We start from the raw sequence: 21,933 nt of genomic DNA, 5'->3' as shown, positions 1-21,933 counted from the left end.
GTGTTGAATGAATATTGAGAACGTTCAAGAAATCTATGCCCTCTCTCCCCATCAAGAGGGATGTCTGCTAGGGACTCGGGTGCCACAGTTTCAGCAGCTCTATCACAGCTGCTACGAACTGCAAGGCAGTCTCAATATCAATCAGCTTCAACAAGCCTGGCAGCACGTGGTTGATCAGCATCCCACACTGCGAACTAGCTTTGCCTGGAAACGAGTAGAACAACCTCTTCAGATTGTGAGAAAGCAGCTGAAGATCGGCCTACAGACCTACGATGATCGTTCCCTATCAACGACAGAACAAAAAAAAGCTATTCAAAACCGACTACAGGCCTGTTTAGCAGATGGCTTGGAGCCGAGTCAGGCTCCGTTGCTTTCCCTCTCACTATGTCAAACAGATCTTGAAACCTACCAATTACTATGCGTTTACCATCCTCTGATTCTGGATCGGACAAGCTTGCAAACGGTTCTGGCAGACTTGTTCGTAAACTATGCCCAGATACATGAATCCCAGCCGCAGAATCAGCTGTGGCAGTGTACGTCGAACAGCCCCTATCGAGACCACATTACCTGGATTAAACAACAGAATATTAAGGAGGCCCAGGAGTTTTGGCAACGGGCATTGGCTGGCGGAACTGCCCCACCAGCTCTTGGCATTGAACAGGTAAACGGTGCCCTGCCCTCTGAGGCCTTTCCCTATGCCACACAACAACGTTCCCTCAGACCTCTAATGGTAGAACGCCTGTATAAACTTGCCCAGGAGCACGGGCTGGAGGTGGAAACACTTTTTCAGGCTGGCTGGGGCTGGCTGCTGCATTGCTATAGCGGTGATGAAGAGATTACGTTTGGTGTCAGGCTATCGAATCAACAGACGATAGTTGGCCCTGTCCTAAATACCCTACCCCTGCGGATCAAGGTACTGCCAGATTCAGCTTCTATTTCTAGCTGGTTAATGACTGTAGAGCGACAACGGGAGAGCTTAGAGCGCTACGGATATTGTTCAGTTGAACAAGTTCATCAATGGGGAGAATGGCCCGACTATACCCCCCTCTTTAATAGCACTGTTGCTTTCTATGCATCTGCACCGGAGGCGTCAGCCTCAGACTTAGCAATCGAGGGCTATAAAACAGTTATTTCTCCATTACCTTGGGATCACCTCCAAGATTTTGGAACCATTCAGGTTTATGAGCAAGTGGCACTGCACAGCGAAACGGTTCCCCTCGCCCTTTCCGTTGTTTCTGAGTCTGCAGAGCCTAGCGTCCAAAACCCTCAAGTTAGGTTACACCTTACCTATGCTTGTGATCGGTTTACAGAAACAACTATCACCAATTTACTCATCCATCTAGAAACTCTTTTAGATGGAATGTTGCAAAATCCACAACAACCTTTGGGTAGTCTGTCGTTACTCACCCCAGCTGACGCTCAGCAAATTTTAGTCACCTGGAACAATACGGCACTAGACCTAGCACGAAATCGCTGTATTCATAGATGGTTTGAAACCCAGGTTACCCAAAATCCTGATGCGCTCGCGATTGTCTTCCAAGAGCAGCAACTCACTTACCAAGAACTTGACCAAAAGGCCAATCAACTAGCCCATACGCTAAAGGCAATGGGAATCGGTCCCGAAATATGCGTTGGTCTTTGCGTCGAGCGATCCTTAGAAATGATCATTGGGGTGCTAGGAATTTTGAAAGCAGGTGGAGCCTATGTGCCCATAGACCCCACCTATCCTTTTGAGCGTCTATCGTTGATCATTGATGCCGTTCAGCCCCCTGTTTTATTGACTCAAGACCACTTGGTGGATAACCTGCCTGTGACCTGGGGGCAGGTGCTTTGTCTCGATACCGATTGGGATGAAATTTCCCAGGCATCTACTTCCCCATTGGTGACCCAGGTAACACCCAAAAACCTGGCCTACATTATCTTTACATCTGGCTCGACAGGCACACCTAAAGGGGTTTTACTCGAACATCAAGGGGTCTGTAATTTGGCCATAGCTCAGCAAAAGCGCTTTTCCATCACCACCCAGAGTCGAGTTCTCCAATATGCATCCCTCAGTTTTGATGCATCCGTTTGGGAAATGGTTATGGCATTACTAGCCGGTGCGACGTTAGTGCTAGCCCCCCGCGAAGATCTTATGCCTGGGCCAAAATTGATCGCTCTTCTGCAAACCCAGGCTGTTACTCTAGCAACATTTCCCCCGTCGGTCTTGACCCTCCTCCCTGCTGAGGACCTACCCACTTTACAAACCATTATCGTTGCCGGAGAAGCTTGTTCCCCCGATTTGATTCAGCGCTGGGCTCCCCAGAGATCTTTCTTTAATGCCTATGGCCCCACAGAGTCCACAGTCTGTGCCACTGTTTCAGAATGTTTTCCCGATACCATTCGTCCAGCCATTGGTACCCCCCTCAATAATGTTTCTTGCTATCTTCTGGATGCTCGCCTTCGTCCTGTTCCAATTGGAGTACCAGGAGAATTGTATATAGGAGGGATGGGCGTCGCGCGCGGCTACTTAAATCAGCCTGCCCTCACTGCAGAACGATTTATCCCCAATCCATTTGCCCACAGAACAGATCAACGCCTTTATAAAACAGGGGATCTAGCTAGGTACCGTCCCGATGGACAGATTGAATTTCTAGGACGACTCGATAGTCAAGTCAAACTACGAGGGTTGCGCATTGAACTTGGAGAAATTGAAGCAACTTTAGCCCATCATCCCGTCATCCAGGACACCGTGGTTTTAGTGCATGGTGATCAGCCAGATGAACAGAGGTTGGTAGCTTATATGGTATCAGGGGCAGCCTCACCACCCACCAGTGCAGAACTCCGCCAGTTTCTTAAAGAGAAATTGCCAGAGTATATGATTCCTAACAGTTTTATATTTTTAGAAACCTTTCCCCTCACCCCTAATGGAAAAGTGGATCGCCGCTCTTTACCAGAACCTGGCCAGGGAATGCAGCCAGGACAGCTATTTAAGCCACCCCGAGATCGTCTGGAACTAGACCTAGCTCTGCTCTGGTCAGAAATTCTAAATGTTTATCCGATAGGTGTCCAAGACGACTTTTTCGAACTTGGGGGACACTCTCTGATGGCCGTATCTCTCATGGCGCGTATTCAACAGACAATGGGAAAAACCCTGCCTCTAGCCACCTTATTTCAGGGAGCAACCGTAGAACAACAGGCGGCTATTCTGCGCCAAGAACTAGAAACCCAGTCCTGGTCTCCCTTAGTTCCCTTGAAACCCCAGGGAACTAAGCAACCGCTCTACTGTGTCCATCCAGGGGGGGGGAGAATTCTGGCCTATCTTAAACTATGTCAATATCTCGATTGTGATCGCCCTCTCTATGGGATAGAAGCGAGCGGGTTTCAGCCAGGCCAATCTCCCCAAAATCAGGTAGAAGAAATGGCCAAAACCTATATTGAGGCGATTCAAACCCATCAACCTGAGGGACCTTATCTGCTAGCTGGTTGGTGTTTAGGCGGTATGATTGCCTACGAGATAGCTCAAGGCTTGACAGCACAGGGGCAAACAGTTGCATTCTTGGGCTTGATGGATATTTATGCACCATTTGCAACACCAGAAACAGTTCCAAACGACACAGAATTACTGTTAGATTTCTTGGGCGATAACCTAACTTTATCTGTCGAGGATTTTTGCCAGATGACCGAGGAAGAACAGCTCAAGTACGCAATGGAACAGGCCAAACGCTTTGACATGCTTCCCCCTGGCATCAGTATTGAAGCGGGCAGATGTTTTCTTCAAGTAGCGAGAAGTCATGCTGAGGCCACAGCAACTTATAGGCCACGTTCCTATACCGGAGAGATAACACTCTTTCAGGCACAAACAGGCATCACTGCTGGAACAGCTGATCTCACTCAAGCATGGCAAACCTTAACTGAGAATGTTGTCTTGCATTGGGTCCCAGGAGATCATCGAAGTATGTTTCGAGATCCTCAAGTTCAGGTATTAGCTGAAACATTACAAACTTGTCTGGAACCTATTAATTAATTTTTCGTATCCATCCAGGCTTACTCCCAGTCACTATTGTTACTAATCTCCCCTATGAACCTGCTGCAGCTTCTAATGCGCTCCTCATGGAAATTTCTCAGTCTGGCCATTGTGGCAGGTATCGTGAGTGGAATGAGTACGGCAGCATTACTCTCAGCTATGAATGCGCAGCTCAATCAGTCTTCCTCAAGCCTTTTGCTGGTTCTGAGCTTTACAGGGCTATGTTTTCTACGCTTTTTGAGTAATGTTGTAGCTCAGGTCATGCTAATTCGGTTATCTCAAAAGTCAATTTTGAACTTAAGACTGCAAGTGTGCCGTCAAATACTCACCACATCTCTTTACCATTTAGAGCAACTAGGAACACCACGTTTGCTAGTTGCTCTAACGGATGATATTCAATCTATTGCAGCCACAGTACTGATCTTACCGAACCTCTGTATTAGTGTGGCAATTTCACTTTGCTGTGCTGTTTATCTCTACTGGCTTTCTCCCACAGTATTTGCCCTCTCTGCTGCATTCCTTGGATTAGGAATTATCAGCTATCAGCTTCCAGCAAGAACTGCCTTAGCTTTCATGGCTCAGGCACGTGGTCATCAAGATCAGCTTTATCAACACTTTCGCAGCATTACAGAGGGCATTAAAGAATTAAAGCTACATCGCCGAAAGCGTAGACTATTTTTCAATAATGACTTACAAACAGCTGCCAAAGCCTACCAAAAAAACAATATTAGCGGCATGACTTTGTTTGCGATCGCATCGAGTTGGAGTCATGTACTTTTCTTTATAGCGATTGGTGTCATTCTCTTCGCACTTCCCAGGCTTGGACTCTTAGAACCCAAAGTTCTCTCAGGGTATGTGCTCACTATCAGCTATTTAATTATGCCGCTAGACTCAATTATGCGGACATTGCCAGCCATTAGCAAAGCGATTGTCGCCGTTGATAAAATCCAGCAATTAAACCTACAGCTATCCGATACCGAAAGAGAATCCACCATTAGTCTTGATGACCTTTATTGCCATACGCTGACCCTAAAGCAAGTCTCCCATACCTACTATACAGACTCCAGTGATTTACCCTTTTCATTTGGCCCAGCCGAGATTACCTTCATAGGAGGAGAAATCGTCTTTATCACGGGTGGAAATGGTAGCGGTAAATCCTCATTCATCAAACTACTTACAGGTCTCTACTTACCTGAACATGGATCTATTTACCTAAATAAAGAATCAATCACGGCTCAAACGTGGGATTGGTACCGCCAACATTTTTCTGTCATTTTCTCAGACTACTATTTATTTGATCGACTCTCAAGCATTAGCAAGAATGTCTGTGATCCAAAAATCAACCAATATTTGATCGAACTTCAACTAGACCACAAAGTCACCACTAAGAATGGTGTACTATCGACAATAGCACTATCCCAAGGACAACGAAAGCGATTAGCTCTGTTAACCGCTTATTTAGAAGATAGACCGATCTACGTTTTCGATGAGTGGGCCTCCGATCAAGATCCATCATTCAAAAATGTCTTCTATACTCAAATCCTCCCAGACTTAAAGAAAAAGGGTAAAACTGTTATAGCCGTCACCCATGATGATCAGTACTTTTATCTGGCAGACCGAATTATCAAATTAAATGATGGAAAAATTGAGTATGATCGCTACCAATCTAACCAAGCAATAAGCGTAATTTAACTCTTTTCAGTAAGTCAGTGTAAGTATTTTAACATTAAGATTATATCCGTGAAATGATATGAGTCCAGCGCCCGTTCAAGATTTTCGGTTACCTCAAGCCCATTTAGGGGTTAAACTTTCTCCAGACTGGCAAAAAATCCGCAAAATCGAGAAAACCAATATTCTTGATCAAGAGTATTTAGAAACCAGCTCATTCTCAAGAAAATTTTTCCTTCTTTTAAAAGACAATTTTTGAGCTATCACTTTCTAAGACCACCTCTCTGGAAGGCCGTTCTTAGGGCAAAACTTAGCTCAGAGCGAATGATTCCGGATTTTGCGTTGATTGGAGCAGTGCGTTCAGGCACAACGGTGCTTTCCAACTACATCATGCAGCATCCCTGTGTTGTCTTACCCCTAGCCAAGGAAATTGGTCTCAATATTCCGACTAAAGAGTTAATATTAGCCCAGTTTCCTACCCAAAAAGCAGGCAAAAAAGTTCAGCAACGCTACGGAAAAGCAATCACAGGATATTGTACTCCCCTAATGCCAAGGTTAGATCTGCCCTATTTTGCATCAGCTCTGACCACCAATGTCAAGATCATTATCATGATGAGAGATCCCGTGGAACGAGCGTTTGCACAGTGGCGTTGGGATCAGGTTTTAATATCCAAGGTTAAACAAGATCCCCTCTGGAAAAACTACCCAAGTTTTGAGGACATTATCCGTCTAGAAATTGAATATAGCCACCAACTGGCCAGTATCTCAGGATTCGCCATTAGTGGTCCTGGTGGAGGGTATATTCAACTCAGCCATTACCTTCCATTTATCAAAAAGCTCTTTGAATTCTTTGACAGAGAACAGGTTTTATTTATAAATGCCAGTGATTTCTTTGAGCATCCGGTCAAAACTACACAACAGATTTACCAATTTCTGGAATTACCAGATTATGAACTGATTATCAGCACTCGAAAAAATTCTGCTCCGCCAGATCAGATGACAGAATCTGCCAAGCAGCTATTGAGCGAGTTCTTTAAACCCATTAATCAAGAACTCTACACATTTATTGGTCAGGACTTTGGCTGGCAATAAATATATAACAATCAATGGATGTATGCGTTGATTTCACATCCGGTTAGCTATTAACCTGACAAATGCTATATAGAGTTCTTGCATCAACTCGAAGATCCAAAAAGCAACTAGGTGTCATGCAAATCTTTAAGTCACTCTATGGAACCCTTAAAGCAACAGGATTTTTTTCCTGGATACTGATCACCATTGGCAAACGGTGGGGAGTTGATGCCCGTCGATACTATTTGGTGAAACTACAAATTATTAGCCAAGCATCAAAACAGTTGTTAGATGACATTGAAGCCCAAGCAGCTAGCATACCTCGTCTTTCAGCAGTTCAACGCCTTGAATGCGTCAACCAGGAAGAATTTCAAGAAGATTATGCAAACAGAGGTAAACCCGTCATCCTTAGAGGTCTGGTTTCCCAAAACCAGGTTCAGCACTGGTCTTGGGAAAATTTAAAACGTCACCATGGTGACCTGATGCTCTTAGTGCGTAAAGGCAGCGACTACGATCGGATGAAGCGATTTAGAATTTCATTAACCGACTATATTGATTCTATGCTATCGGGTGAGCAGGCATTTTATTTAGGGAATAATCTCTTACCTAAGATCATGTATGACATGGTTAATATTCCCGAAGTGCTGACAAGATGCAATCAATTTAGCCATGAACGAGCCCAACTTTGGATAGGCGGTCAGTCCACTGGAGCTCATCTACACCGAGATTTATTTGATAACATTGTTTTTCTTTATCAGGGTAGCAAAACATTTTATTTGGCAGCTCCTGACGAAAGTCAATGGTTATACATCTGGGAAGTTCACTCAACGTTGAACTCTAGTAAGTTTAATTTTCTTGCTCCAGACTATCGTCGGTTCCCACTTGCTCGCAATGCTCATTTTATTTCTGTAACCATGCAACCTGGAGATATTCTCTACATTCCTTGTGGATGGTTCCATCAGGTTGTAAATAATCACCCCTCTTCTTCTGTAAGTATATTTGGCCAACGTCTAGGGGCAGCAGCTTTAATCAGTTTAAATCCAATCTCGCAACCGATTTTATCGAGTTTGCCCCTCCAATAATCGACACACATTGAATCTACTCAACCATCCATTTAATAAAAAATATGCCAAGCAAGATATCGTCAAAACCACAGTATACAATTCAGCCCCTCATCCTCGCTCCTATTAGTCTTGGCTATAATTTTTTCCGGGGCAGTGGCATATTTTCTTGGAGCATTGTCACAATTGGTCAATGGTTAGGCAAAAACGTAAGGCGTCAATTACTAGTTTGGCTACGGATCATCACGCCAGAAGCTCGTAATCTTCTAGAGAAGATAGAGCATCAAGCTGCAAGTCATCCTCGTTTAAAGACTTTAAATTACCTGAAGGCTCCTACTGCGGAGATATTTCAACAAAACTATAGCCAAACCGGAAAACCTGTTGTCATAACTGAAAGCGTAGGGCAGGAAGTCATTGAAAAATGGTCTTTTGATATCCTCAAAAATACCTTTGGCAAAACCCTGATGCTGGTGCGCCGTGGTCAAGACTACGACACTTTAGAACGATATCAAATATCACTGGAGCAGTACATCGATTCAATGCTAAAAGGGACTCAAACTTACTACCTTGGCAACAATCGTCTTCCCCAGGAAATGTACAAGCATGTTCCACTGCCTAGTAAGTATGTGGGAGTTAATGCATTTACCTATGAACGAGCCCAACTTTGGATCGGAGGGAAAGCGACTGGGGCACATCTACATCGTGACCTATGCGATAACTTTGTCTTAGTCCTTAACGGCACCAAAACATTCTATTTGGCGTCCCCTGACGAGAGTGATTTCCTATATACCTGGGAGACAAGATCGGGACTCAACTCAAGCAAATTTAGTGCCGTAAACCCTAACTACCAAAAATTTCCACTTGCAAAGCAGGCGCATTTTATCAACGTAACGTTACAACCTGGTGAACTTTTATATATACCTTGTGGATGGTTTCACCAGGTTGTTAACAAAGAGCCGTCTTGTTCTATCAACTTTTTTGGCAGGCCACTAATGGCAACAGCAGCATTAAATACACCGCATTATTAACCAGACGAGCATTCGCTTGGATCAGCGTTTCAGGGCGAATATAGTGCTGCTGTATCCAGGCTAAATGATGTCGCGTAAGCGCTACTATAGCCTTGCGTTGCAACGGTCTCAGACCAATGTTGCAAGCCATTGAAATTAAAACAGCACACAAACTGATGGTGACATTCTCAGCGCGAGTCCCTTCTTCATGGGCATGAGTAAACTCGTCGAGAAAGCCTGTTTTCGCCTGGATTTCCAGGAGGATCTCTGGCAAATCAACACGGGGTAACAAGGCTACAACCTGATGCTTAAGTCTGATTCCACCTCAGTTTGTGTGAGGGGATTTAATCAACGGTCTCCGTCCATTGAGAGAAGAGGCAATTAACAAATTACGCATCCAGTCGTCATGATATCGGAAGCCATTGAGTTTCTCAAAGGGACACAAACAGCCTCCATTTTGCTGCTGAGTTTTACGACAGAATGGATGAAAGTTCCACAGCATCGCCATGGAGCGAACGGATAACTCAGCAGCCTCCCAAGCCCCATGAAAATCTTGCATGGCATAGAGTGCCCGGTCGAGATAGTTCATGGGGCGATCTACCTGATTACTGGTGCGATAGGCATTAGGAAAGTCGAAGGCTCTCTGGAAAAATAGAGATTTTTCTCTGAGTCGTTGTAATCGGTCATGGATGGCGTTGGGAAGCTCCACCGATTGTGTCCGTTCGAGAAAACGACGCAATCGTTGAGCAAATTGACGTTTGCCGGTAGGGGTAATTGAAGCGGTGCGATGTTAACCAGTGAGGATGAGATTCAAGAGGTGTTGAATATAGCGGGTCAACTGGCGACAGAAAAGGCACTTGAACAATACGGTAGCGATGGTAGCCCCCTCGACTACGCAGGCCAGCACTGGACCAGCAAAGGTAAAGAGACAAAAGTCTACCAAAGCGTCGTGCCATCTGCCATCAAAAATCGAGGAATCGACAAAACGCTTTAATTTCAAGGTTCATGATAACTCACATTCAGCAGATTATTTTTAGTCGTATTTTTAGTGTAACCAATATAAAGGGGATTAGTTTGGGTAGAATTTGAGCCATGGGGAGAGGCCTACGCTAGATGGGGCGTTTCACCCTGCGGGTTGTTTCAAAGAATGGGAGTTGGCGATGGCTCGTGATATCCCTGAGCCCACCTTTATTGAGTTTGGCCAGGCAGCTAAGGAACCGGTTCGGGTAGCTGAGGATTTGGGCTGGCAGCGGGTAGTGGAGTTTTTGCGATCGCGTGAGCTATCCGCCAGTCCCCTCAAAGCCTATGAAGGGGTATGGTTAACCTAAGCCAGGGAGTCGCCTCCCCGACTTGGCTTGTCGGGTAAGGGAGAGTAAGTCGCCTCATCTCCCTCCCCTTAGAACCGGACGTGGCACTTACATGCCATCCGGCTCAAGCCTTCTGCAACTCAGAAGGTTGTCTCCATGTGTAGGTGCTGATGACACACTTTGTGAAGGTGGAGTAGGTTTTCAACCCGGTCTGTCCCTCCGTCTGCCACCTTAATTACATGGTGGGTATGCAGTTGCTCTCCGTTAAACAGGTGCTCTTCACAGGCTGGACATTGCCAATTTTGGTTCTCAGCTACTTGGTAGTACTTCGAGCCTTTGGCCCAGTAAATTTTACCTTGCCGGGTTTGACGCTGTTGCCAGTATGTTCTGAGCGTTGGGTCATCTGGTGATGCCTTGCCAGTAACCTTGACATGGCGTTCGATGGGAATGGTTGCCAAGTGAGTCAGGGAGTAGTGAATGGCTCGACCGTCTCGGCTTGTGGCCGAGGCCGTAAAGTACCATTTCTTTTCCCGAAACACTTTGAAATATTGATCCACAACCCATCGCTTCCCTTTTCTGGGATGCCGCCTCTTGCACCATTGGAAGAGGGCTTTCCAGATGTAATGGTCGAGGGAAGAGAAGACCTTTGCACTGTTAACATGTCTGTAGTAATTGGCCCATCCTCTGAGAATTGGGTTGAGATGTCCGATGACAACTTCCGGCTTGTGCGAGGGATTGGCTCTGAGCCAGTCTCTGATGCGCTGGAGGAAATCTTTCACCTTTTGTTTGGCTGGGGTGATCAGGCATTTGCCTTTGAATTGTCTGACAGTAAATCCGAGGAAGTCGATACCCTGTTCGATATGAACAATTTTCGTCTTTTCTCGATTGAATGTCAGGCCCCTTTGTTTTAGCCAATCCTCTAAGATGGGTTTGACCGCTTCAATGTCCTCCTTAGAAGGCGCAGTCACAATAATGTCATCCGCATAGCGAATAAATCCATACTTATTGCTCCATACGCGTTTGGTTTGATATCTCCCTGTTTTCTGGTTGAAACTTCGATATTCTTTTACCTTTTTGAATTGAGATAAAAGTTCTTCTATTCCATCCAGTGCAATATTTGCGAGTACAGGTGAAATGATTCCACCTTGCGCGGTTCCGCTTTCTGTCGGGTAAAACACCTCTGCTTCAATATAGCCTGCTTTCAGCCATTGTTTAATGAGTCCTCTGCCAGGAATTAGCCCGATGGCATTGAGGATATAATCGTGACTGATATTGTTAAATGCACCTTTTATATCGGCGTCTAAAGCCCAAGTATCCACGCCTTTCCTCAATCGAGAATGACATTGTTTAATGGCATCTTGACAACTGCGGCCAGGGCGAAAACCGTAACTATGTGCCTCAAATCGAGCTTCCCAGCTCGGTTCTAGTGCATTTTTAACAATTGCTTGTGCGACTCGATTTTTGAGTGTGGGGATGCTTAATGGACGACGGTTTTTCCCATTATCCTTGGGAATATAAACCCTTCGAGCAGGGTGAACTTTCCATAAGCAGTAAGCCTGCATCTCATTAACCAAATTGACCCTGGCTTGAGGAGTCAGGGCAACTTGGCCATCAATGCCAGCCGTCTTCTTTCCTCGGTTTTGCTGGGTCACCCGTCGCACTGCTAGCAGCAGGTTAGAGTAACTGCGGAGCATCAACTTCATCAGGCTTCTCACCCGATTCCATTGATGTTCCTGAGTCGCACGATAAATTCGCTGCCTTAGATTTCGTACCTTCTTCTTGACGCGTTTCCAGTTGATGGAAGCCCATACTTGAAGACGGCCCACCGTTCCGATGTCTATTTTGACTCTATCTTTCACGTTGGTTAGATTTCTTCACGTTGATTTATCGTTGAAGACCTGTTGGAAGTCAGCTACCTTTTCGGTATCGGGCAAATTTTTGAACCCGTATCTCCCGCATTACCAGGAGCGTTCGCTTTTTCCAATTTCCCTTACCCTCTAGGTAGTTGTGTCGTCCTTGCGGTTGACCTACTCTGGTTATCGACCTTTGCCAGAGAACCTATAGGGCTTACCGTGTTCCGTGCGTTTGATCTGCGACTGAATTAGGTTCCATCTATACCCCGGTGGGATTATTGTCCTTTCGCTTTGAGCGTTCTGAGACTCATTGCCTACCCACTTACCAGTTTGGTTAAGGTGTATCAGCCTGATTTCACCTTTCACGCCTCACGAGACTTATGATGATTCACTTGCGTTAACCCGTTTCAGTCTTCCCTTTGCTCTCCATATCAACTTGGGCTGCCAATATCGTGAGCTTTCGTGCTTTGCTTTCCGCTAGTTTCATTACTTACTCCTGGCGTAAGCGGAGTCAGTGACTCTTTTACGTAGGGACAGGGAGGAAGGCTCCCCTGGGGAAGACGGCTTCCTAATCAAAATGCGCCAGTGGCGCTGAACGCACGACTTTCACGTCGCACCAGAACCGGACGTGAGACTTTAGACCTCATACGGCTCCTCTCTAACCGGGCTCTTGTCATGAGTACCAGTCGTCGATGGAGTGCTTGCTGAGTGTACCTGGTCGTGGCAGTGACGATGCAGCAACGCCAGGTTTTGACGACGGTGGTTGTCGTGGTTGCCATCGAGATGATGAAGCTCGATGAGCACCCCTGGCAGAAAATGAAGTCCACAATGCCTACATTTCCCTTCCTGTGAACGAAGCAGAAAGGATTTGAGTGGAGTAGCTCCTGGATATTTCCGTAGGCGACTCCCCCAATAGCTCCAGTCTCCATCGTAGGGAGAGCGATTAGCCCTGACTTTGATATGGCGTTGAAAGCGTGTCTGTCGATGGTATCGAAGCCGAGGCCCGTCCTTCGACTGAAACACCCATCCTCCACCTGCATTGACTAACCAGTAGCAAGAAACGATCTGATGAACGTTTAGATTGCCATGTCTGTGTTTTGCCCAGCTTAATAACCGAAAGAACAGTATTGAGGAGAGGTTAGCGAAGGTTTGAGAACTATTAACACTTCGATAATATTGGCACCATCCCTGAATCACAGGATTAAGTTGACCAATCAACTCCTGCTGGGTTGCTCCCCGGCATTTATGGAGAATCGTTTTAAGATGCTCCAGATGTCGTTTGACATTTTTAGGACTGGGGGTGATAAGGGTCTTGTATTCACGTCGGGCTCGGTATTTCCCGACCGAATGCTGTCGCACCTGAAACCCCAAAAATTCAAAGCCAGGAGACTCGCCATTGAGCGTGTGACTGATGGTTGTTTTCTGGGGGTTAAGCTCTAAGCCAATCGTATGGAGCCATTTAGCTAGTGCGGCCTGGGCTCGATGGATATCGTTTTCACGACGAGCTAAAATCACAATATCGTCGGCATAGGCGATCACGTATATGCGATACGTATCGGTACCTAGCCGTTTGATATGACGTTCGAGTCCTTGGAGCGCAATCAGCGCGAGTAGGGGAGAGATGACTCCCCCTTGTGGACTGCCTCGTTCGGTGCGATGAAAACCATTGTCGAGAACACCACATTTGAGCCAGCCTTTGATAAGCCTTTTCATCCAGGTTGGCGTTCGGCTTTTCTTCAGGATGGCGTCGTGCGAAATGTTATCGAAGCAGCCTCGAATATCAACACTCAGCACATATTTGGGCTGGCGAAAGATGGTTCGATAGACAGCTTCAATCGCATCTTGACAAGACCGTCCTGGTCGAAACCCATACATATTGGGGTCTAGCTTAGCTTCCCATTGGGGTTCTAGCGCTAGTTTGATGAGAGCCTGAGTGGCCCTATCCCGCATGACAGGAATCGAAAGCGGGCGCTTTTCTGTTTTCCCTGGCTTGGGAATCCAGATACGGCGCAGGGGGCGGGGGTTAGAGAAGTCTCCTAAGGTTTGAGCCATCTCTAACCGTTGGGGTGGCGTCAACTTCTTGATGCCATCGATACCAGCGGTACGCTTCCCTTTGTTATCCTGGGTCACTCGCCTAACGGCCAGTAACCGAGCATACCAGGACTTTGCTAACAGACGTTGCAGTTTGTGAACCAACTTCACTTGACGACGACGACTGGCTTTGTAAATTCGGCGTTGGAGCTTAAAGACCTTGGTCTGGATTCGTTTCCAGGGTAGTGTCTCCCATCTATACCTCGTCTGAAGTGACGGGCTCATAACGTGTGAACTCTACTAAACGGCTTTACATCCCAGTTACAGTGTGTACGTCAGCATATCTTGGGCATTACCCCAGGCATTGGCTTCTTACACAATCCCAATCCTTCATCTCATCTGGTTAGCACCTACTCTCGGTATCGACCTGAGCCGAGAGAGACATGAAGGGTTCCTACGTTCCGATATCCGATAATCGCTATACTTAGGGCTCCACTCTAGACCGGGTTTATTGAGGGTAGTTCTTGGTCACCGGGGTCATGCCAAGCTCATATCCTTAGCCTTTTGGCCGTGGTGTATCAGCCTGATTTCACCACTTCACGATAACGATCCGTTAACATGGATTCCTTGCGTACCCGTATATAGCTTGCTAGACGGGATTCCAGCTTAGGCTGCCAGTTACCGCCGTTTATTCCCGCTTCAGGCGTTGATGGCTAGTCGCGAACCTGGGGAATAGGCTGTCACTCCACTACCGGGAGGGAGGGACTTTCACCCTCATCGAGATATCAGTTATCAAGGTTCTATCCTTGTCTCCCATCCCCCAGACTGAGCTGGTTTCGGAAGAACGCATCACACACCCCGACTTGTGCGAAACTGGGCCATAGGCTGAAAGTATTGAGATGACTGGATTGCAGCCGCCAAAAAACCGACCTCTCAGAAAAGTACTAACTAACAGACATTAAATTAGGCTGCTTCTGGAGGTGGCGAGATCGGCAAATCGTCATGCAATAGCGGCTGACGTCCGTAACTGTCGCCGAGTCAAACGATGACCTCTACAGCACATCACCACCTTCGCTTCTAACCCGCGATAGTTTTATCGTCGGCTCATCTTCACCGGGTAGTAAAATCTTATCGATGCGCTTCAATCCGAGCTTGTGCAATACCCGTAGAGAGGCCGCGTTACCCTCTTCGCTGTAGGCTACGATTGCGGCTGTAGTTGGGTCTGATAGAGCTATCTCGACCAATGGCGTTATCGCTTCAGTTGCAATACCCCGTCCCCAGACTGAGCGGCGGAAGCGAAAGCCAATCTCAATCTCATCTGAGCGGCTCCATCCAAGCTTCTGCGCATCTCTAGATTCGTTAGCAGGCCGAATTGAAATACTCCCTAAGAAGTCACCGCTCTCACGCTCGAATACAGCTCTGGCACCGTGCCAAGGATGCTTCTGTTGGGGGATGAACTTTGTCCGAATGAGGTCACGATATCGGGAAGCATCATCCCCTAAGCGCGAACCGATATAACGCATAACCTTTGGATCGGAATCAAGTTCAAACATCAACTCTCCGTCCGCTTCCACCATGTCTCGGATTAACAGACGCTCTGTTGTAATAGGTTCACGCATCGGACTTCACACTGCTTTATAAGGGCCTTTGAGTAGTAATGGAACAGAAAGTAATGCTAAGGCTGAAACCCTTGATGTATAAAGGCTTCATCTATAGTTCGTATGCACTATAGATGAACTGATTTTCTGTGCCAGTTAATGCTTACCCTAATTGATACAGAAAATCATAACGGTATATCAAGGGTTTCAGCCTCCTTCAGCCAGGTAGGTTTAATTGGTACAGAAATGGGAGCTGCTTAGCGTAGGTTTCTGGTCTGATGCTGCTGAAACCCCAACTAGCGACACGAGCTTGGAGCTGGTACGACATTGCTACCTACCCCACGTTTTTCTGCATCACGACTGTTAGTCTTCATCCATTCAAGTCTTTGTAGATTTGAAATCTGCGATCGCCAAATCCACGAATGCCCTCACCTTAGGTGTCATGTAGCGACTGGAGGTGAACAGCGCTGAAACCGGCACAGGTACTCTTTCCCAGTCTTCCAGTACTTGAGTCAAACATCCCTGTGTAACCAATGATATCGCCTGAAAATGGGGCAGCAACGCAATTCCCAAACCATCTGCGGCTAAGTCCCTCGCGGCCAGGTTGTTGTTAATCACGCACAGTGCTTGTGCCGTTAAGTCCTCTCGCTGTTTACCCCGCACGAGCGGCCACACTGGTTTGCCCCTCGGCGAAAACATAAGCAGGGAATGCTGGGCTAGCGACTGCAAAGACTTTGGCTCACCTCTGGCATGTACATAGGCTGGACTGGCATAAAGGCCATAACGAATTTCGCCTAGGGGACGGACAGAAAGCTCCGAATCCACCAAGGGGCCAACCCGAATGGCCACGTCAATGCCTTCGTGAATTACATCCACCACACGATCAGAGAAATCTACTTCCAACCGCACATGGGGATACCGCTTGAGATATTCGGCAATCCAATGATTGACCCGCATCGGCCCAAATTCGGCCCCAGCTGTGATACGCAAGACACCGCGCGGTTCCCCCTGGGCGCGGGCAATGCTGGCTTCAGTTTCTTCCAGGGCAGTCAAAATGCCACAAGCCCGCTCGTAGAAATCACGGCCAATTTCAGTAATGTTCAAACGCCGGGTCGATCGCTTCAACAACTCCACACCCAAGCGTTTTTCTAGACGACTGACAACCCGACTCACATGCGCCTTGTCCTTATCCAACATCACCCCTGCTGCCGTAAAGCTCCCGGCATCCACGACGGCTCGAAATATTTCTAGAGATTCCAGATCGATTGTTGACTTCATGATCAACAGTCTATTGAGGTTTTCGGTATTTATCAATCCAGCCGGACTCGATACAGTCAAAACATGGTTGAAACAAACCTTTGAACTTTCGAGATTTCTCCTAAAGAGGTCATCATGAGTGAACAAAACAAAACGCTTCAGCAAACACTCACCAACACTCAAGCAGTGCAGAAGTTTTTTGAAGCGCAGTATGCAGGCGATTTTGATAGCGCTTTCCAAGCTTACGCCCAGCCGAATTTTCAATGGGTGGTTGCGAGTGGTAACAACGAAGCATTGAGAGCAGTCATTCCTTGGGCTGGTCACACCCATCAGGGCAAAGAAGGCTACGTCCGGCTTGTGACGCTGCTGTTTTCAGAGTTTGAAGCGCTGGAATTTGCCCCCAGTCGCTACACCGATGCGGGCGATCACGTCTTCGTCGAAGGACATTTCACCTTTCGCCACCGCAAGACCGGCAAGATTGCCGATAGTGACTGGGTCGCTCGTTTCGATATGGACGCTGGTCGCATCGCCGGTGGCCAGTTTTATGAAAATACAGCGGGCGTAGCCGCAGCGCGTCAGGCAGCGTAGCCCACAAGTCGCTTCAAGACATATAGGCACCCCATCAACCCTTTCATTCACAGTTTAGGAGAACCTTCATGAAGATTGGCATTATCAACGCAGGTAACATCGGTCGCACCCTAGCTAAACCCTGGCTACAAGCAGGCCATCAACTCAAGCTCGCCAAAGCGGGCGACCAAACCAAGTTAGACAACTTCCTCAAAACCGTTGAGGGGGCAACCAAAGGTACAGCCAAGGAAGCTGCCGAGTTTGGCGACGTGGCGCTGTTCTCGGTTTACTGGCCTAGCCTGGATGCGACCCTGGCAGAGGTTGGTGACCTGGCAGGCAAGATTGTCATCGACACGATGAATCCGCTCAACGTCACTGAGCAGTTTGAGCATTATCACGATCTGGAATTTATGCAATCCAACTCGACTTCTGAGGAGTTGCAAAAGCGCCTGCCTAAAGCTCGCGTGGTCAAAGCTTTCAGCACGATGCCCTCGACTGTACTAGATGCCAATGAGTGGGCCAACAACCCAGTCAAGCCTGCTGTATTTGTCGCAGGCGACGACCAGCCAGCTAAGGAGGTTGTCATGCAATTAGCTCGCGATGCGGGGTTCGAGCCCTTTGATGCCGGAGCCCTGGCCAATGGCCGCTACATCGAGCAAATGGGCATCTTGCTGCACCATGTCGGCACCCATCAGTTTGGTGGCGACTATGGACGGTTAGCCCCCACATTTTTGCAAGCGCGTGAACTTGTCACTTAGCCAAAACGGTCGAGGCCACTAATATCTGGCCTCACCTCCCTTTTAAATAGCTGATTCCAACAGAAAATTTTCAGGAGATTTTGCCATGACAAGCCAAACAATGATGCGTGCGATTCACATGACAAAGATTGGTGGCCCTGAGGTTCTTCAGCTAGCGCATGTTCGTCGTCCTATCGCCCAGGCAAATGAGGTTTTAATTCGACTGAGCTATTCCGGGGTCAACTATAACGACTACATGGTTCGCACCGATTTCTTTCGCCATCCTGGCGCGTCAGCCCCGGAACTACCCTTGATTTTGGGTGAAGAAGGTGCCGGAATTGTTGAAGCAGTAGGCTCTGGCGTTGATGGGTTTACCCCTGGACAACGGGTTGGATTCTTTTGGGATAAGACCAAAACCTATGCCGAATATGCAGCTGTCCCAGCTGAAAAACTTTTTGTCCTACCGGACGATATTTCAGAAGAGGTGGCTGTTGCCTTAATTCATTCTGGTTTGACGGCAAGGGCATTGCTCTATGAATATCGTCCAATCGAGAAAGATATGCCCGTATTAATCACGGGTGCGAGCGGCAGTATTGGCTCGGTTTTAGTCCCGTGGGCCAGCCAATTGGGCGCGAAAGTTATCGCTACGGTCACCTCTGATACCAGTGCCAATTGGGTTAAGCAATTGGGGGCAGCAGTTGTTGTTAACGTTTCACATCAAGATCTATTGGCTGAAGTCAAAGAAGCAACGGACGGAGCGGGTGTTGAACTTGCCTTAGATGGTGTTGGTGGCGAAGGGTTTCATCAAGTTTTTGATGCCTTGAGTACGCGGGGAACGGTTGTGCCATTTGGAGTGGCTGGCGGTAAATATCCTTCTGTCGATCCATTGGCGCTCATTGATCGATCGCGAAATTTGTCTGGTTTCATGTTCTATGACTTCATGAGAACTCGCGCCGAGTTGCTGAAAAACATTAATGTGGTGTTTGATGCCTATCGCAAAGGCTGGATTAAACCTGTGATCGCAGGTACTTTTCCATTAAAAGCAGCAACCGAAGCCCATCGCTTACTGGAAAGTCGCGGGCGCAAGGGCACAATCTTACTCGAAATTTAAGTGCTGCGATTGAACAAGACTTATCGCTCTTCAATGACTCTAGGGAAGGAAATATACTGTAGGCGAACTCCTGCCTATAACGGCAGTACATATTTACTTGTACTAATTGAGAGTTCGTTAGCAGTGTCCGTTACTACTCGGATGCCGTAACCAAAGGTCGCTTACGCCCCCAAACACCCATGCTAGTGGAATCCTTGAACGAAAAGTTAGGACCATTCATGTGCGCGACAGCAGAAGTATACGCCTCTTCAGTTAGCTTGCCTGCCATACCCTGCCTCATCAAAATAGATCAACCTCTACAGTGAATGGAGGCAAGCTTGCTACCTCCATTTTGGATAGTGCAGTGCTCGTCTGTAATAACATTCTCCAAGCCAAGGTTATCAAGAATCGCAGGTAGCTTTCCGCCAAGGTAAAGACTCATACGCTTTGAAGAGATAGCAGACTCTATGTAGCCAAAGGCATAACGTACACTAGCTAAACTATCTTTAGGTTCTCCTTCAGTAAGAAATGTAGAAAAGTCAGGCTCTTCTAATACGATATATCCACCAGACTTCAGTGCCATAGTGAGTTTTCTCAGGGCATCAGTTGGGTTTTCAAGATGCATCAAAACATTTCTGCTATGAATGAAATCGAACACATCTTCTTCAAGTGCATCAGATTCAAAATCGTATAATTTTATCTCTAGATTGGAATACTTGTCTGATTGTAGGAATCGGAGAGCAATATCTGTTGCCGTAACATGCCCCGTTGAGCCTACTTGCTCTGTGAGCCAGTAAGCAATTGAGCCTGCGCCTGCACCAACCTCAAGACATCTCCAACCCTGACGAATGCCAATTCTATTGAACCGATTGAGGTTGATATCATTGTGAATACTCTCAACTAGCTTTCTGCGCTCAAGTTCAGTGGCCTCATTCTCTGAACCTGCGTAATAGTTGCTCATGAGTCTCCTCTTGCAGACCACCGATCTAAAGCATATTTTCTTGCTGACGTCATTGCCATGAGCAAGCTTTGAAGTTGAGAACACGCTATCAGAAAATTTTTAAAAATTAGTAGTACGTTTGCTACGTCCCAAAATTTAGACCTTTTGAACCACGTAGAAACTGTGTCTCAATACATGTCCCAAAAGTGCTTTCGCAGATAGCCTTATACTTTTCTGAACAAGACGCTTTCTCACTACATATGCCCTCTTCCCTTGATCTAGACCACTACAAGCGAGCAATTGCCGAGTCGTATGACCGTAGAAGCTCAAACTATGACAAAGGAGAGTGGCGCAAACGAGTCTGCGATCATCTACTGAGCTACTCGCAGGTCAGTCTAGGTCAGTCTGTTCTAGATATTGGAACAGGCACAGGCTATCTGGCGATCGCAGCAGCAAAGAAAGTAGGTACTCAAGGGTCAGTAGTGGGTGTAGATCTGTCTTCTGAGATGCTCAAGAAGGCACGTAGTAAGGCTAAGGCAGCAGAGCTATCTAACCTCCAGTTTCAGCTTGCAGATGCAGAGGAACTTATCTATCAAGATGCTTGTTTCGACTACATACTATGCGCAAACACCTTTCCTTGGATCTCAAACAAGGAAGCCGTTCTAAAGTCCTGGTATCGCTTCTTGAAGCCGGGTGGTCAGATCGCCGTTCACACACCTGCTGATACTGCCTATGTCGGCTCTGTTGTTCTTCGTAAAGTGCTTGCAACCTACGACATCGAAGTAGAGCCGAGCAATCGAACAGGCTCAATCGAGCAGTGCCAAAAACTATTCGATGCAGCAGGCTTTAGAAGCATCAAAATCAAACAAGAGCAGCACGGTAGCTATATAAAATTCGAGAGCGCTCTCGCTACCTGGCAAGGCGTCATAGAAGCGCCTTCTGCACTTTCCTTAAAGGTGTCTAATGGAATATCCCAGTTGTCACCTACCCAGTTAGAGAAGGTAAAGTTAGAGTTTGAATCAGCCTTGTCAGGGCAGCAGACTGAGAAAGGCATATGGGACGATCTCACTACTTTGTACGTGCTGGGCCAGAAACCGGATGCGAGCTAGGGGTATGGTTAACCTAAGCCAGGGAGGTGTGCGGTCTCAATATCAGTGACTATGATGGACGACGCTTAAGCGTACGTGAAGCCAAATGGGGCAGTGATGGCCTGGTGCCGTTAAAGCCGGATGCGGTTGCCGCATTAGATAGCTATCTGGGATGGTTGGTACGTAATGGGTTTACCGTCAGCCAGGAGACTCCTTTGTTCATCAGTTTGTCGAATAACAGCCGGGGGTTGCGCTTGGGCTACAGCGGTATCTATGAATTAGTCAAGGATTTGGCAGAAGCCAGCGAGTTAGAGGACATCCATCCACACCGCATGAGACATACTTTTGCCACCTCTCTCGTCGCCGCTGGCATGAATCCCTTGTTGGCTAAGCGGGCTGTCCGCATTCGCTCTGACAAGATCTTTGCCAGGTATAGTGACCGGGCCTTAGATATCAAAATGGAAGAGGCCTTTGAAGATCTCTATGGCACACCAGAAGAGCCATGATTTGTTGATTTTTCAAACTCACGTTGTGGACATGTCTACAACGTGAAACTAGCACTGGGAAAGGCTTTCAGGCGACAGGCTAGAGATATTGGAAATTATCTGACATAGACTTCCAAAGTACTGGAAGTTGATCGAGGAATAGAGTA

Annotated in this window: 17 protein-coding genes and 2 pseudogenes; 12 read left to right on the top strand and 7 right to left on the bottom strand. The window is 47.1% G+C overall.

Annotated elements, in window-relative coordinates; translation table 11 throughout:
- Window positions 1–7: 7 nt before the first annotated feature.
- From U2F10_RS36280 to U2F10_RS36260, 5 genes are all read left to right on the top strand, one after another.
- Complete coding sequence (locus U2F10_RS36280; protein ID WP_499874927.1) at window positions 8–4,006, top strand: amino acid adenylation domain-containing protein; 3,999 nt, start codon at window positions 8–10, stop codon at window positions 4,004–4,006.
- A gap of 54 nt (window positions 4,007–4,060) precedes the next feature.
- Window positions 4,061–5,698: a cyclic peptide export ABC transporter gene (locus U2F10_RS36275; protein ID WP_499874926.1), complete on the top strand. Its 1,638-nt coding sequence runs from the start codon at window positions 4,061–4,063 to the stop codon at window positions 5,696–5,698.
- 300 nt (window positions 5,699–5,998) lie between these two features.
- A complete protein-coding gene (locus U2F10_RS36270; protein ID WP_499874925.1) occupies window positions 5,999–6,766 on the top strand; it encodes a sulfotransferase domain-containing protein in 768 nt (255 codons plus the stop codon).
- Between the two features lie 116 nt (window positions 6,767–6,882).
- Window positions 6,883–7,827, top strand: coding sequence for a cupin-like domain-containing protein (locus U2F10_RS36265; protein ID WP_499874924.1), 945 nt, complete (start codon window positions 6,883–6,885; stop codon window positions 7,825–7,827).
- Between the two features lie 44 nt (window positions 7,828–7,871).
- Complete coding sequence (locus U2F10_RS36260; protein ID WP_499874923.1) at window positions 7,872–8,834, top strand: cupin-like domain-containing protein; 963 nt, start codon at window positions 7,872–7,874, stop codon at window positions 8,832–8,834.
- On the opposite strand, the pseudogene U2F10_RS36255 reads toward U2F10_RS36260, so the two are convergent.
- Window positions 8,830–9,108 (bottom strand): annotated as a pseudogene (locus U2F10_RS36255) (Tn3 family transposase); the annotation flags it as partial. The gene U2F10_RS36260 and the pseudogene U2F10_RS36255 sit on opposite strands and share 5 nt — an antisense overlap.
- A gap of 30 nt (window positions 9,109–9,138) precedes the next feature.
- Entirely contained in the window at window positions 9,139–9,552 is a 414-nt protein-coding gene (locus tag U2F10_RS36250) for a hypothetical protein (protein ID WP_499874922.1), read from the bottom strand.
- A gap of 48 nt (window positions 9,553–9,600) precedes the next feature.
- On the opposite strand from U2F10_RS36250, the pseudogene U2F10_RS36245 reads away from it, so the two are divergent.
- Both U2F10_RS36245 and U2F10_RS36240 read left to right on the top strand, forming a co-directional pair.
- A pseudogene (locus U2F10_RS36245) lies at window positions 9,601–9,759 on the top strand (ISKra4 family transposase); the annotation flags it as partial.
- 214 nt (window positions 9,760–9,973) lie between these two features.
- Window positions 9,974–10,141 (top strand): hypothetical protein, encoded by a 168-nt coding sequence (locus U2F10_RS36240; RefSeq protein ID WP_499874921.1) that lies wholly within the window; start codon window positions 9,974–9,976, stop codon window positions 10,139–10,141.
- 119 nt (window positions 10,142–10,260) lie between these two features.
- Here the strand turns inward: U2F10_RS36240 and ltrA (U2F10_RS36235) are convergent, their stop codons facing one another.
- The 4 genes from ltrA (U2F10_RS36235) to U2F10_RS36220 all read right to left on the bottom strand — a co-directional run bounded on the left by ltrA (U2F10_RS36235) (window position 10,261) and on the right by U2F10_RS36220 (window position 16,880).
- Window positions 10,261–11,979, bottom strand: a complete 1,719-nt coding sequence (gene ltrA, locus U2F10_RS36235) for a group II intron reverse transcriptase/maturase (protein WP_499870311.1) — start codon at window positions 11,977–11,979, stop codon at window positions 10,261–10,263.
- A 630-nt stretch (window positions 11,980–12,609) separates the two neighbouring features.
- On the bottom strand, window positions 12,610–14,289 hold the full coding sequence (gene ltrA, locus U2F10_RS36230; RefSeq protein ID WP_499874920.1) for a group II intron reverse transcriptase/maturase: 1,680 nt from the start codon (window positions 14,287–14,289) through the stop codon (window positions 12,610–12,612).
- 767 nt (window positions 14,290–15,056) lie between these two features.
- The gene (locus U2F10_RS36225; RefSeq protein WP_499874919.1) at window positions 15,057–15,623 is read right to left on the bottom strand and encodes a GNAT family N-acetyltransferase; all 567 of its coding nucleotides are present in this window, start codon (window positions 15,621–15,623) and stop codon (window positions 15,057–15,059) included.
- 357 nt (window positions 15,624–15,980) lie between these two features.
- Window positions 15,981–16,880, bottom strand: a complete 900-nt coding sequence (locus tag U2F10_RS36220) for a LysR family transcriptional regulator (RefSeq protein WP_499874918.1) — start codon at window positions 16,878–16,880, stop codon at window positions 15,981–15,983.
- A 114-nt stretch (window positions 16,881–16,994) separates the two neighbouring features.
- Here U2F10_RS36220 and U2F10_RS36215 point away from each other — a divergent pair, with 114 nt between their 5' ends.
- The 3 genes from U2F10_RS36215 (at window position 16,995) to U2F10_RS36205 (ending at window position 19,274) form a co-directional block, all read left to right on the top strand.
- Window positions 16,995–17,447 (top strand): nuclear transport factor 2 family protein, encoded by a 453-nt coding sequence (locus U2F10_RS36215; RefSeq protein WP_499874917.1) that lies wholly within the window; start codon window positions 16,995–16,997, stop codon window positions 17,445–17,447.
- Between the two features lie 68 nt (window positions 17,448–17,515).
- Window positions 17,516–18,184, top strand: coding sequence for an NADPH-dependent F420 reductase (locus U2F10_RS36210; RefSeq protein WP_499874916.1), 669 nt, complete (start codon window positions 17,516–17,518; stop codon window positions 18,182–18,184).
- Between the two features lie 85 nt (window positions 18,185–18,269).
- Entirely contained in the window at window positions 18,270–19,274 is a 1,005-nt protein-coding gene (locus U2F10_RS36205) for a zinc-binding dehydrogenase (protein ID WP_499874915.1), read from the top strand.
- A gap of 289 nt (window positions 19,275–19,563) precedes the next feature.
- Here U2F10_RS36205 and U2F10_RS36200 read toward each other — a convergent pair whose 3' ends face one another.
- On the bottom strand, window positions 19,564–20,214 hold the full coding sequence (locus U2F10_RS36200) for a class I SAM-dependent methyltransferase (protein WP_499874914.1): 651 nt from the start codon (window positions 20,212–20,214) through the stop codon (window positions 19,564–19,566).
- 239 nt (window positions 20,215–20,453) lie between these two features.
- On the opposite strand from U2F10_RS36200, the gene U2F10_RS36195 reads away from it, so the two are divergent.
- Together U2F10_RS36195 and U2F10_RS36190 are read left to right on the top strand one after the other, a co-directional pair.
- Window positions 20,454–21,302 carry a class I SAM-dependent methyltransferase gene (locus U2F10_RS36195; RefSeq protein WP_499874913.1) on the top strand — a complete coding sequence of 283 codons (849 nt, stop codon included), beginning with the start codon at window positions 20,454–20,456 and terminating at the stop codon, window positions 21,300–21,302.
- A 26-nt stretch (window positions 21,303–21,328) separates the two neighbouring features.
- The gene (locus tag U2F10_RS36190; RefSeq protein ID WP_499874912.1) at window positions 21,329–21,787 is read left to right on the top strand and encodes a tyrosine-type recombinase/integrase; all 459 of its coding nucleotides are present in this window, start codon (window positions 21,329–21,331) and stop codon (window positions 21,785–21,787) included.
- The last annotated feature ends 146 nt before the right edge of the window (window positions 21,788–21,933 follow it).

The organism is Leptothoe sp. EHU-05/26/07-4 (genome assembly GCF_043421015.1).
GTDB classification, from domain to species: Bacteria; Cyanobacteriota; Cyanobacteriia; order Phormidesmidales; family Phormidesmidaceae; genus Leptothoe; species Leptothoe turfae.
Note: the sequence above shows the minus strand (reverse complement) of the source record. Positions and strands in the feature narration are given on the sequence as shown.